The sequence below is a fragment of the Kitasatospora sp. NPDC127116 genome (assembly GCF_042677365.1).
In the GTDB taxonomy this organism is placed as follows: Bacteria; Actinomycetota; Actinomycetes; order Streptomycetales; family Streptomycetaceae; genus Kitasatospora; species Kitasatospora lactacystinica.
The window spans coordinates 1-12,133 of record NZ_JBHXTL010000048.1 but is presented as its reverse complement, the minus strand read 5'-3'; the positions used below and the strand labels follow the sequence as shown (position 1 = coordinate 12,133).

Annotated in this window: 13 protein-coding genes; 6 read left to right on the top strand and 7 right to left on the bottom strand. The window is 74.8% G+C overall.

All coding sequences use genetic code 11. From position 1 onward, the window contains the following. Positions 1 to 25 precede the first annotated feature (25 nt). Entirely contained in the window at positions 26 to 424 is a 399-nt protein-coding gene (locus ACFVHV_RS20420; protein WP_359896909.1) for an ACT domain-containing protein, read from the bottom strand. Between the two features lie 171 nt (positions 425 to 595). On the opposite strand from ACFVHV_RS20420, the gene ACFVHV_RS20415 reads away from it, so the two are divergent. Next, entirely contained in the window at positions 596 to 1,273 is a 678-nt protein-coding gene (locus tag ACFVHV_RS20415) for a PadR family transcriptional regulator (protein ID WP_380352521.1), read from the top strand. Between the two features lie 167 nt (positions 1,274 to 1,440). Here the strand turns inward: ACFVHV_RS20415 and ACFVHV_RS20410 are convergent, their stop codons facing one another. Beyond that, entirely contained in the window at positions 1,441 to 1,638 is a 198-nt protein-coding gene (locus tag ACFVHV_RS20410) for a hypothetical protein (RefSeq protein ID WP_380352519.1), read from the bottom strand. Between the two features lie 73 nt (positions 1,639 to 1,711). Further along, positions 1,712 to 1,942, bottom strand: coding sequence for a hypothetical protein (locus ACFVHV_RS20405; protein WP_359896915.1), 231 nt, complete (start codon positions 1,940 to 1,942; stop codon positions 1,712 to 1,714). A 546-nt stretch (positions 1,943 to 2,488) separates the two neighbouring features. On the opposite strand from ACFVHV_RS20405, the gene ACFVHV_RS20400 reads away from it, so the two are divergent. Further along, positions 2,489 to 3,184, top strand: a complete 696-nt coding sequence (locus ACFVHV_RS20400) for a bifunctional DNA primase/polymerase (protein WP_359896917.1) — start codon at positions 2,489 to 2,491, stop codon at positions 3,182 to 3,184. A gap of 40 nt (positions 3,185 to 3,224) precedes the next feature. On the opposite strand, the gene map is transcribed toward ACFVHV_RS20400, so the two are convergent. Further along, positions 3,225 to 4,070: a type I methionyl aminopeptidase gene (gene map / locus ACFVHV_RS20395; RefSeq protein ID WP_359896918.1), complete on the bottom strand. Its 846-nt coding sequence runs from the start codon at positions 4,068 to 4,070 to the stop codon at positions 3,225 to 3,227. A gap of 112 nt (positions 4,071 to 4,182) precedes the next feature. Between map and ACFVHV_RS20390 the strand changes: the two genes are divergently transcribed. Further along, complete coding sequence (locus tag ACFVHV_RS20390) at positions 4,183 to 4,410, top strand: hypothetical protein (RefSeq protein WP_359896920.1); 228 nt, start codon at positions 4,183 to 4,185, stop codon at positions 4,408 to 4,410. Between the two features lie 16 nt (positions 4,411 to 4,426). Here the strand turns inward: ACFVHV_RS20390 and ACFVHV_RS20385 are convergent, their stop codons facing one another. Next, the gene (locus ACFVHV_RS20385; RefSeq protein WP_359896921.1) at positions 4,427 to 5,764 is read right to left on the bottom strand and encodes an MFS transporter; all 1,338 of its coding nucleotides are present in this window, start codon (positions 5,762 to 5,764) and stop codon (positions 4,427 to 4,429) included. Between the two features lie 95 nt (positions 5,765 to 5,859). Further along, positions 5,860 to 6,483 (bottom strand): hypothetical protein, encoded by a 624-nt coding sequence (locus ACFVHV_RS20380; protein ID WP_359896922.1) that lies wholly within the window; start codon positions 6,481 to 6,483, stop codon positions 5,860 to 5,862. A 47-nt stretch (positions 6,484 to 6,530) separates the two neighbouring features. Here ACFVHV_RS20380 and npdG point away from each other — a divergent pair, with 47 nt between their 5' ends. Together npdG and ACFVHV_RS20370 are read left to right on the top strand one after the other, a co-directional pair. Beyond that, positions 6,531 to 7,223: an NADPH-dependent F420 reductase gene (gene npdG, locus ACFVHV_RS20375; protein ID WP_359896923.1), complete on the top strand. Its 693-nt coding sequence runs from the start codon at positions 6,531 to 6,533 to the stop codon at positions 7,221 to 7,223. 112 nt (positions 7,224 to 7,335) lie between these two features. After that, positions 7,336 to 7,521: a hypothetical protein gene (locus ACFVHV_RS20370; protein WP_359896925.1), complete on the top strand. Its 186-nt coding sequence runs from the start codon at positions 7,336 to 7,338 to the stop codon at positions 7,519 to 7,521. A 32-nt stretch (positions 7,522 to 7,553) separates the two neighbouring features. Here the strand turns inward: ACFVHV_RS20370 and ACFVHV_RS20365 are convergent, their stop codons facing one another. Beyond that, entirely contained in the window at positions 7,554 to 8,369 is an 816-nt protein-coding gene (locus tag ACFVHV_RS20365) for a site-2 protease family protein (RefSeq protein ID WP_359896926.1), read from the bottom strand. Positions 8,370 to 8,564: 195 nt separating this feature from the next. On the opposite strand from ACFVHV_RS20365, the gene ACFVHV_RS20360 reads away from it, so the two are divergent. Next, positions 8,565 to 11,984 carry a BTAD domain-containing putative transcriptional regulator gene (locus ACFVHV_RS20360; protein ID WP_380352516.1) on the top strand — a complete coding sequence of 1,140 codons (3,420 nt, stop codon included), beginning with the start codon at positions 8,565 to 8,567 and terminating at the stop codon, positions 11,982 to 11,984. Positions 11,985 to 12,133: the final 149 nt, after the last annotated feature.

The following is a 12,133-nucleotide window of genomic DNA, read 5'->3' as shown; positions in this document are numbered from 1 at the left end:
GCCACCCGGGGCGAGCGGCGGGGGCTCAGGCGGAGCGGGCGGAGAGGTCCTCCAGGGCGCGGACGGCGCGGTCGGCGTCGTCGGCGGCGACGAACAGGTGGTCGTGGTGGAAACCGGCCACCACGTTGCAGCTGATGCCCTCCTCGGCGAGCCGGCCGGACACCGCGGCGGTCAGCCCGACGGCCTCCAGCGCCGAGTGGATCCGCAGGGTGATCCAGGCCGCCACGTACTCGTAGCGCAGCCCGAGCGCGTCCGCCTCCTCCTGGGCGACCACCATCGTCACCCCCTCGGGTTCGGCGACGGTCACCACCGGCCGCATGCCGGCGGGCACCCGGGCGGGGAGCGTGCAGTAGACGTACCGCCCCGGGTTGAGCTGCGGGCTCATTGCGCGCAGCAGCGTCGCGAGGTCTCGTTCTGCGGCCATGCCCGCCACCGTAGCGGCTGGACGGGGGATGCGTCGTGCTCCGTGGGCGTGTCGGAATCCGTTGACGAGCGACAGTCACCGATATATCGTCGAGCTATCGAGACAGTAACTCGACTGCCTCGTCGAACCGTGGAGACGGAGGTGGGCGCGATGCGCTCGGAAGGTCAAGGAATGCGATTCCGCTGGGAAGGCCCGCGCGGAGGCGGCCCGGGCGGCGGCCGGCGCCGCGGCCCGGGCCCCGAGTTCCGGGGGATGCCCGGGGAGGGCGTCGAGGGCCGGGAGGCGTTCGGCGGGTTCGGCCCGCCGTTCGGCGGCGGCGGCCCCGGCCGGCCGACGGGCGGCCCGTTCGGGCACGGCTTCGGCGGCCACGGCGGCCGGCGCGGAGGCCCGCACGGCCGGCGCGGCGGCCGGGCCCGGCGCGGTGACGTCCGGGCCTCGCTGCTGGCGCTGCTCAAGGAGCGGCCGATGCACGGCTACGAGATGATCGCCGAGATCACCGAGCGGACCGGAGGGGCCTGGCGGCCCAGCCCGGGGTCGATCTACCCCAACCTCCAGCTGCTGGAGGAGGAGGGCCTGATCACCGCGCAGGAGGTCGGCGGCAAGCGGCTGGTCTCGCTCACCGACGCGGGCCGGGCCGAGGCCGACGCCGGGCCGGCCGAACCGTGGGCGGAGGCCGGCCGGGAGGTCGACTGGGAGGCCGTCCAGGAGGTCGGCCAGGCACTCGCCGCCGTCGACCAGGCGATCCGGCAGGTCATGGCCACCGGCACCGAGGCGCAGCGCGCCAAGGGCCTGACCGTACTGACCGAGGCCCGCAAGAAGCTGTACCTCATCCTCGCCGAGGACGACTGACCGGCCCGGGGGGAGCCGGGGAAGAACCCGCGGGGGGGGGGGGCGGGCAGCCCGCCGGGGAACGGGACGGGCGGTGCCGCTGCCCGGGCGGTCCGGGGGAGGGCCGCAAGGGCCTCGCGGGCCTCGCGGGCCTCGCGGGGTTCATGGGCCTCAGGCGCTCATGGGCCTCACGGCCGGACCGTGAACAGCGCCACGGACACCAGCAGCAGCACCGCCCAGCCGAACCAGAGCCAGGCGTTCGGCCCGATGACCACGCTGTAGAGGCACACCACCAGGAGCAGCACCCCGGTGACGGCCGCGACCTGCCGGTTGTGGTGCTCCACCGCCCGGGAGCGGCTCCTCGGGTGCCGAACCGTCCTCGCCATGCCGACCTCCCCGGGAGGCGAACGAAAAGGGCAATGCAGGGCGACGCAGGGCGACGGCGAGGCGCGCGGCCCGTCAGCCGGAGGCGCGGACGGTGGCCGCCTCGTCGTACTCGTAGCGCCAGAACCAGCTCAGGCCCCGAACCTGCTTGCTCCGGACGTACACCAGTGTGCGCGCGGCGGCCTCGCCGTGCGCGGGGACCGGAACCTTGTACTTCTTGGGCACGCCGAGCATCGGCCCCAGGGGGATGGGCAGGATCGTCCCGTCCAGGGGGCCGCCGACGAATTCGGTGTCCGCGCTCTTCATCCCCCCAGGGTCTCACCTCCGCGCCGGACCGGGACCGGGACCGGGACCGGGACCAGGGCCGGGGCTGCGCCCGGGGCGCCGGACGGGGTGCCGGCGGGGGAGCGCCGGGACGACCGGGGGCTCCCGGACGGGAGGGCGGGCGGGACGTCGCGTGCGGGCGGCGTGCCGGGAGTGTGCCCGGGGTGCGCCCGTGGGCGTCACCGCGAGTGTGACCGGAGAGGCACCGCCCCCGGTCATCCGGAGGCCCTCCGCACCCTTATCCTTCCTGTTACGCCCTCGGGGTCCACCCGGGTCAGCGGGCCCGTACGGGCCGGGCGAGGCGCGAATCCGCGCGCCATCCGGCCGATTTGGCGCGGACAGCGTGCTGCCGCGACTGCGTACCGTGACCCGGGCGTCGGCCGCCCGGTGACCCCGGTCCACGGCCGGCAGGGCGCGGACGTCAGGGCCGAGCACCCCGGGAAGCAGTCGGGGGCTCCATGCGTTGCGTCGAGTGGTACGTCGAACGCTGTGTCGCACCAGGCACGGCAGTTGCGCGGAAGGGGCCCGATGGAAGCCGGCAGCAGGTGGACGACCTGGTGGCAGAAGCGTGAACGTCAGCGGGCGGGGGGCGCCGACGACCCGGCCGCCGGACTCGATCAGCTGCTCGGCGCCGCGCGCGCCGGATTCCCGCTCGCGCCCGCCGCCCACCCGGCCGGCTACCGGTGCTCCTGCGACCGGGTGGCCTGCCCGGCCCCCGCCCAGCACCCGGTCTCCTTCGCCTGGCAGACCCAGGCCACCACCGACCCCGAGCAGCTCTCCCGCTGGCTCGCCCGCGACCCGCAGGCCAACTTCATCACCGCCACCGGCCGGGTGCACGACGTGCTGGACGTCCCGGCGGAGGCCGGACGGCTGGCGCTGGAGCGGCTGACCGCTCTGGGTGTCGAGGGCCCGGTCGCCGCCGTCGGCGAGGACCGCTACCTGTTCTTCACCGCCACCCGCGGCACCCCCCAGGACGAGGACGAGTGGTGGCCGAGCGCGCTCGACTCCACCCCGGACACCATGTCCGAGCACCCCGGCCTGCGCTGGCACTGCCGCGGCTCGTACACCCTGCTGCCGCCGGCCGCGCTGCCGGACGGCTCCCACGTGAGGTGGCTGCGCGGGCCCGAGCAGCCGCTGCCGGACCCGCTGCGGGTGCTGGACGTGCTCACCGACGCCTGCACCGAGGTGGGCGCCGTCGCCGAGGAGCAGTGGCTGATCGGCTAGGGCGCCCACCGGGCGGCGCGGGTCACGCCGGCGACGCCGGTCACGGCAGGGTGAGGATCTCCGCGCCGTCCGCCGTGACCACCAGGGTGTGCTCGAACTGGGCGGTGCGCTTGCGGTCCTTGGTGACGACCGTCCAGCCGTCCTCCCAGATCTCGTAGTCGTAGGTGCCCAGGGTCAGCATCGGCTCGATGGTGAAGGTCATGCCCGGCTTGATCACCTCGGTGGCCCGCTCGCTGTCGTAGTGCGGGATGATCAGGCCGGAGTGGAACGACGTGTTGATGCCGTGTCCGGTGAAGTCCCGCACCACGCCGTACCCGAAGCGCTTGGCGTAGGACTCGATGACCCGCCCGATGACGTTGATCTGACGACCCGGCTTGACCGCCTTGATCGCCCGGGCGAGGGATTCCCGGGTGCGCTCGACCAGCAGCCGGGACTCCTCGTCCACGTCGCCGACCAGGTAGGTGGCGTTGAGGTCGCCGTGCACCCCGTGGATGTACGCGGTGGCGTCGATGTTGACGATGTCGCCGTCCTGGAGCACCGTCGAGTCCGGGATGCCGTGGCAGATCACCTCGTTGATCGAGGTGCAGACGGACTTGGGGAAGCCCCGGTAGCCGAGGTCGGACGGGTAGGCGCCGTGGTCGCACATGTAGGCGTGGGCGACGGCGTCCAGCGCGTCGGTGGTGACGCCGGGGGCGATCAGCTTGGCCGCCTCCTCCATCGCCCGGGCGGCGATCCCGCTCGCGATCCGCATCTTCTCGATCGTCTCGGCGGTCTGCACCTCGGGCCCGGTGTACGGCGTCGGCGCGGACTTGCCGACGTACTCGGGGCGCGCGATGTGCGCCGGGACCTTGCGGGTGGGGGACTGGATGCCGGGTACGAGAGCCATGCCGCGAGTCTAGTCGCCGGTCCCCGGGGCCCCGGGGGGTGTGCGGCCCGGGCCGGGGCGGGGAATGATCGGTACCGACCCATCCTTCTGGCCTTCTGAACGGGAGAGCGCCATGCCCCTCGGATTCAACCGCAAGCCGACCGGCAAACCCGGCGAGTGGTTCTACTGCATCAAGCACAACAAGGTCGAAGAGGGCCCGGAGTGCCCGGCGAAGGACCGCCTGGGCCCGTACGCCACCCCCGAGGAGGCCGCCCAGGCGCTGCGCATCGCCGACGAGCGCAACCGCGAGTGGCAGAACGACCCGCGCTGGAGCGACAAGCCGAAGGACGACGCCGAGTAGCCCGCCCGGTGGCTCGTCACGCCGTCGGGGCGGCCTCCCGTTCGGTGCGTTCGTGCTCGGCGCGGACGGCGGCGGCGTGGGGGTCGGTGCGGTCGTCGTAGCCGAGCAGCTTCGGGAGGGCGGCGGCGACCGCGAGCACGGCGACCACGCAGGCGACACCGCCGGCCCAGACGGCGGCGCGCACGCCGATCAGCCCGGCCATGGTGCCGGCCCGGACCTGGCCGAGCTGCGGGCCGACGGAGTAGCTGAGCAGTTCGACGCCGGCCATCCGCCCGCGCAACTCGTCGGGGATGGACTGGTTCCACATGGTCGAGCGGGCGAGCCCGCTGATCTCGTCGGCGCCGCCGGCCAGCGCCAGGCCGAGCAGCACCAGCCCGATGTGCTCGGTCAGTCCGGCGAGCGCCATCGCCGCGCCCCAGCCGACGGCGGCGGCCACCAGCAGCCGCCCGTGCCGGTGGACGCGGGAGGTCCAGCCGCTGGTGGCGCCGACCAGCAGGGCGCCCAGGGCGGAGGCGGCGTACATCGGGCCGAGCGCCCAGTCCGCCCCCAACTCCGAGGCCAGGAACGGGAAGACGGCCACCGGGTAGGCGAACAGCATGGCGCAGAGGTCGATCGCGTAGGTGCCGAGCAGGTCCTTGCGGCTCCACGCGTAGCGGACGCCGGTCAGCACCGCCCGGACGGACGGCCGTTCGGCGCCGGTGGGCGGCGGCACCGCCTTGATCCGGACGAGCAGCAGCAGCGAGACCGCGAAGGTGAGGACGTCCAGCGCGTACGCGGTCTGCACCCCGGCGAAGGCCACCACGACCCCGGCCAGCGCCGGACCGGCCACCGAAGCGGCGTTGTGGTACAGCGACCTGAGGGCGAACGCGGCGGTCAGGTGCTGGTGCGGGACGAGCCGGGGCAGGAGCGAGTCCAGCGCCGGGCGCTGGATGCCGTCGGCGGCCGCGACCAGTGCGGCGACCAGGTAGATCGGCCAGAGCAGCGGGTGCGGCAGCAGGGCGTTGACCAGCAGCAGCCCGGCCAGCAGGCCGAGCGCGACCTCCGCCCGCAGCACCAGCTTCCGGCGGTCCAGGGCGTCGGCGAGGGCGCCGCCCCAGAGACCGAAGACGATCAGCGGGACGAGTTCGACGGCGCCGATCAGGCCGACCGCGAAGGAGGAGCCGGTGAGCTCCTTGATCTGCATCGGTACGGCGACGAGGGTCAGGAAGCCGCCGAAGCTGGTGACGCAGCCGGAGGTCCACAGGTAGCGGAAGTCGCGGGAGGCACGCCAGGGTGCCAGGTCGGGTGCCAGCGATCGCAGCAGCCTCCGGGCGCGCCCGGGCACGGCGGGATGCGGGGGTTCGTCGACGTTCACGAACCGTCATCCTCGGACGGCGGTCACCGCTTCCGCAAAGGGTTTTCGGTCCGTCGGCGGTCGGAGCACGCGCACCGGTGGCTCGGGCGCCCGGTTCACCAGCGGCTGATCGCGGGCGTCGAGGTCAGCCGTTCGGCGAGTCGGGCGAGCCGGTCCCGGACGGAGCGGCGGTGGGTCCGCTGCCCGGCGGCGACGCTGACCAGGTGCTGGGCGAGGTCGAAGGGCCCCTCGGCGGCGGTGCCGACGGCCAGCCGCTCGTGCGCGAGCTCGCCGAGGCCGCCGGGGCCGCCGGCCGTCCCGGGCCCGGCCGGGGCGCCGCCGTCCAGCGCGAGCACGGTCGCGCCGCGCCGCCGGGCGTCCTGCACCCGCTCCAGCAGCGGGGCGCCGGCCGCCTCCGGGACCACCACCAGCACGGTGTCGCCGCGCCCGGCCCCGGTGAGCCGTCGCAGGTCGTGCAGCAGGTGGGCGGGGGCGCCGGCCGGCGGGCTGTGCCGCAGCAGGGTGGGCGCCAGCCGGGGGACGTCCGACCACGCGGCCTCGTCGTCCAGGTGGGCGGCCAGGTGCCAGGGCTCGTACGCCTCGGTGCCGACCAGCAGCAGCCCGCTCGCCCCGCGCCGTTCCACCGAGCGGCGCAGCGCCCCGGCGAAGCCGCCGACCGCCTCCAGCCAGCCCGTTCCCGTCAGCCGTTCCCGGAGTGCCGAAACTCTCACCGCGTCCATGCGGGCCAGGATGTCCCGCCGGGCCGGGGATTTGGCAGGATCGGCCCATGACTTCCCTCGATTCAGCGACAAACCCGGCCCACGAGGTGCCGGACGTCTCGCAGCTGGTGGTCGGTGTCCTCGGCGGCACCGGCGACCAGGGGCGGGGACTGGCCCTGCGGCTGGCCAAGGCCGGCCAGCAGGTGCTCATCGGCTCCCGTGACGCCGCCCGCGCGGAGGCCTCGGCGGCCGAGCTGGGCCTCGGCGTGCGCGGCGCCGACAACGCCGCCGTCGCCCGGGAGAGCGACGTGGTGATCATCGCGGTCCCGTGGGACGGCCACGCCGCCACCCTGACCGCGTTGCGCGAGGAGCTCACGGGCAAGATCGTCGTCGACTGCGTCAACCCGCTGGGCTTCGACAAGCAGGGCGCGTACGCGCTGAAGCCGGAGGAGGGCAGCGCCGCCGAGCAGGCCGCCGCCCTGCTGCCGGACTCCCGGGTCACCGCCGCGTTCCACCACCTCTCGGCGGTGCTGCTCCAGGACGAGTCGGTGGAGAGCATCGACACCGACGTCATGGTGCTCGGCGACGACCGGGACGCCACCGACGTCGTGCGGGGCCTGGCCGGCCGCATCCCCGGGATGCGCGGCATCTACGCGGGCCGGCTGCGCAACGCCCACCAGGTGGAGTCGCTGGTCGCCAATCTGATCTCGGTCAACCGCCGCTACAAGGCCCACGCGGGCCTGCGGATCACCGACGTCTGACCGGCACGGGCCGTGTCGACCTCACCCCTGGACCGGCTCCGGAGGTGAGGTCGGCGACAATGGGTGGCGGCCGTGACCCGGCCGCCCGCACCCGTTCTAGGAGCCTCCCGCCATGCCTCGCACGTCCCTCTTCGCCCTGGCCGCCGTCGTCCTCGCGCTCGTGGCCCTGGTGGTCTCGCTGGTCCAGGGCTTCTGGCTGGGCCTGATCTGGCTGCCGCTGGCCGGCGTGGCCAGCAACGTGCTGTGGATGGACCGCCGCCGGGCCCGGATCGCCGCGGCGGCCGCCGAGCAGGGCTGAGGCCCTGCCCCGCCCGCGGTCCGCCGGAGGAGCTAGTTCTTCCAGAAGCTGAACAGGTACCGGCCGAGCGTGGCGTAGTCCTGGTCCACGCCGAACAGGTTCATCAGGCCGTGGACGATCCCGAAGAAGAACTGGTTCACCTGGGGCTGCCACAGCAGCGCGAACACCGCGAGCATCCCGTACGGCGCGAACGGCTCGACCGCGCGCCGGGTCTTGTAGGACAGCCAGGGTTCGACGATCCCGTAGCCGTCCAGTCCGGGCACCGGCAGCAGGTTCAGCACGGCGGCGCTCAGCTGGAGGAAGCCGAGGAAGCCCAGCGCGCCGGAGAACGGCGAGATGGTCAGCTCGTAGCCGTTCCAGAACGCGTGCACGGTCGGGTCGTCCAGCCAGCCCGCGCCGATCGGGATCAGCAGCGCCGCCGCGATGAGCAGGTTGACCAGCGGGCCGGCCGCCGAGATCAGGCTGTGCTTGAGCCGGCCCTGGACGCGGTGCCGCTCGATCCAGACCGAGCCGCCGGGCAGGCCGATGCCGCCGAGGATCACGAAGACGATCGGCAGCACGAAGCTGAGCAGCACGTTGGCGTACTTCAGCGGGTTGAGCGTGAGGTAGCCCTTGGCCCCGACGGTGATGTCGCCGCCGTGCAGCGCGGTGCGCGCGTGGGCGTACTCGTGCAGGCAGAGGGAGACCATCCAGCCCGCGACCACGAACAGGAACACCCCGAACGAGGCGTTGCCGTAACCCTGGTACACCGCCCAGCCGGAGGTGCCGAGGACGGCGAGGAGCGCCCAGAACACCGGGCTGATCCGGCGGTCCTCGCTGCGGGAGCGCGGCGTGGCGGCGAAGGTCATGGTCTGGGTGCTCCGTGGGGAGGGGAAGGCGGGCGGGCGCGGGCGGGTCGATCATGCCGGGCGGGCCGGTGACCGGACAAGCCGTCCCGGGTGAACGTCCGGGCGCGCGGTGGCGTTCCACCCTACGTGCCGGGGCCGGGAGGGGCCCAGCACAATTGTGCGGCCCTTCCCCCGGGCATCGACCAGAATGGTGCGGTGCACTACGGCATCCTCGGGACGACGACGGCCCACCACGACGACGGCACGCCGGTAGCGATCGGCGGCGCCCGGCTGCGGGCCCTGCTCACCGCCCTGGCCCTGCGGCAGGGCCGGCCGGTGCCGGCCGACCTGCTGGTGGACGAGGTGTGGGAGGCCGAGCCGCCGCAGGACTCCTCCGCCGCGCTCCAGACCCTGGTCGGCCGGCTGCGCCGCACCATCGGCCGGGACGAGGTCGGCTCCGGCCCGGCCGGGTACTGGCTGACCGGCCCGGCCACCGACCTCGCCGACTTCCAGCGGCTGACCGGTGAGGGCCGCCGCGCCCTGGACGCCGGGGACCACGCGCTCGCGGCCGAGCGGCTGTGCGCCGCCCTGGCCCTGTGGCGCGGCCCCGCGCTCGCCGACCTGCCGGACCGCACCGGCCCGGCCGTCCGGCTGGAGGCCCAGCACGAGGAGGCCCGGCGCCACCGGATCACCGCGGACCTCGGCCTCGGCCGGGCCGCCGAGCTGATCGCCGAGCTGGCCGAGCTGTGCGAACGGCAGCCGCTGGACGAGCCGTTGCAGCTGCTGATGATCCGGGCGCTGCACGAGAGCGGGCGGACGGCCGAGGCGCTGCGCCACTACGAGCGGACCAGGCGCGCCCTGGCCGACGAGCTCGGCGTCGACCCGGGGCGCGGACTCCGTTCCCTGTACGCCGAGTTGCTCGCTCCGACGGACCCGACGGAGCTGACGGGCCCGGTGGCCCCGACGGCCCCGACGACCCCGAAGGCCCCGGCGGCCCAGGGGGAGCGGAACCCGGATCCCGCCCCCGTCACCGCCTCCGCCCCCGCGGCGCCCCAACTCCCGCGCCCCGGCGGCAACCTGCGCGGCCGGCTGACCAGCTTCGTCGGCCGCGAGGACGATCTCGCCGCGCTGCGCGCGATGCTGACGGACCGTCGGCTGGTGACCCTGACCGGCCCCGGCGGCTCCGGCAAGACCAGCCTCTCGACCGAGGCCGGCCGCGCCGAGCAGTCCGCCGGAGGCTGGCCGGACGGCGTCTGGGTGGCCGAACTCGCCCCGCTGGAGAGCCCGGACGCGGTGCCCGCCGCCGTGGTCTCGGCGCTCGGCCTGCGCGAGATCGTGCTGCACAGCACCAGCATGGTCGCCGAGGTGATCGAGAAGCGGGCCGAGGACCCGGTGCGCCGGCTGGTCGAGCACTGCGGCCACCGCCGGATGCTGCTCGTCCTGGACAACTGCGAGCACCTGATCCAGGCGGCCGCCGACCTCGCCGACGTCCTGCTCGCCGAGTGCCCCGGGCTGACGGTGCTCGCCACCAGCCGCGAGCCGCTGGGCGTGCCGGGGGAGACGGTGCTGCCGGTGGAGCCGCTGCCCGACCCGGTCGCGCTGCGGCTGTTCGTCGAGCGCGCGGCAGCCGCCCGTCCCGGCTTCGACCCGCAGGGCGACCCGGAGGCCTGCGCCGAGATCTGCCGCCGGCTGGACGGACTGCCGCTGGCCATCGAACTGGCCGCCGCCCGGCTGCGGGTGATGACGGCGCGCCAGATAGCCGACCGGCTGGACGGCCGGTTCGCGCTGCTCACCGCGGGCAGCCGCACCCTGCTGCCGCGCCAGCAGACGCTGCGCGCGGTGGTGGACTGGAGCTGGGACCTGCTGGGCAAGCGGGAGCGGGCGGTGCTGCGCCGGCTCGCGGTGTTCGCGGGCGGCTGGCAGCTGGAGGACGCCGAGGCGGTCTGCGCCGACGGCGTCGAGGTGGCCACCGGCGACGTCGCGGACCTGCTGCTGTCGCTGGTCGACAAGTCCCTGCTGGTGGCCGACCTGGACGGGGCCAGCCTGCCGCGCTACCGGATGCTGGAGACCATCCACGAGTACGCGACCGAGCGCCTGGCCGCGTCCGCCGCCGAGCGCGCCGCCACCGAGGCCCGTCACCTGGCGCACTTCCGCACCATGATCGCGGTCGCGGAAGCGCAGATCCACGGCCCCCGGCAGCTGCACTGGCTGGCGGTGCTGGAGCGCGAGCAGGACAACATCCGCGCGGCGCTGCGCCGGGCGATCGACCTGCGGGACGAGGACCAGGCGCTGCTGCTCGCCCTCGGCATGAGCTGGTACTGGTCGCTGCGCGGCTACAGCATGGAGGCGCGCACCTGGTACACCGCGGTCGGCGCGCTCGGCCCGGACCCGTTCGGCCCGGACGCCCCGCGGGCGGTGCCGCTGGAGCACAGCGTGTTCGCGTACGAGCTGCCGCTGTCCGCGCCGGTGGTCGAGGAGGCCCGCCGGCTGCTCGCGATGTTCCGGCTGATCGGGCTGTTCGAGGGCAACCTGGACGTCCTCGGCGACCCGGAGGCGGTCGAGGTCGCCCAGCGGCTGATGGACGCCTACACCCCGGACCTGCCGCAGTCCTACCGTTTCCCGGCGCTGATGCGGGTGTTCGGCGCGTTCCTGGCCGGCCGCCTGGAGGTGATGAAGGACCTGCTGGACGACGCCGTGCTCGGCTGCGAGCGGTACGGCGGGCCGAGCGACCTGGCGTTCATCCTGCAGGTGCGGGCCAGGATGCTGAACGACTGGCCGAGCGGCGCGGAGCAGAGCATCGTGGACGGCAAGCGCTCGCTGGAGCTGTACGAGCAGGCGGGCGACCTCTGGGGGATCTCCCAGGCGCTGGCGGCGCACGGCGAGTCGCTGGCCAACCGGGGCGATTCCGCGGCCGCCGCGGAGGCGTACGAGCGGGCGATCGGGCTGGTCGAGGAGCTGGGGGCGCCGCTGGAGGTGCCGATCCTGCGGGTGAACCTGGGCACCGCCCTGCTGGAGCACGACATGGACCGCGGCGAGCGGGTCGTCCGGGAGGCGCTGGCCTCGATCGAGACCCCGGGCCTCAACCAGTCCACCACCGGGGCCCTGATGTTCGGCCACCTGACGCTCTGCGGCCTGCACGCCCAGCGCGGCGAGTTCGAGCTGGCGATGGCCGAGCTGGACGAGCTGGACACGGTCCGGGTCGGCGGCTTCGCGCCGAGCCTGGTGACCGGGATGCTGCTGAGCGCCCGGGGCTGGATCACGGCCCGGGCCGGCGATCCGGAGGCGGGGTTCGAGCTGCTGCGCGACGGCTGGCGGCAGCTGCGGGCGGTGACGGCGGCGAGCGGCTTCGCCGAGCACATGACGGTCATGGTGGTGCCCGCGGTGACGGCGGTGCTGTGCAGCTTCGCCCGGCGCGACGGGGACCTGGAGCGGGCCCGGGCGGCGGCGGTGCTGATCGGCGCGCACGGCGGGCTGAACGGCCCCAAGGGCGGCTACCTGGACCGGTCCGAGCGGGCGCGCACGGAGGCCGTCCTGCGGGAGCTGATGGGCGACGCCGAGTACGAGGAGGCCCGGGACGGCGGGGTCGGGACGTCCCAGGAGCAGGCCTTCGAGCTGCTGGAGGGGCTGATCGGCTAGCCCCGGACTCCCCGGACTCCCCGGGCTCCCCGGACTCCGCGGACGCCCCGCACTTCCCGGGCCCGTGCGGCCGGCGCCCGTCCCCCGGTCACCCGCCGCACGGGCCCCGTCCGCGGGCGGCGCCCCGCCCCGGCCGGGCTCGTATAAAC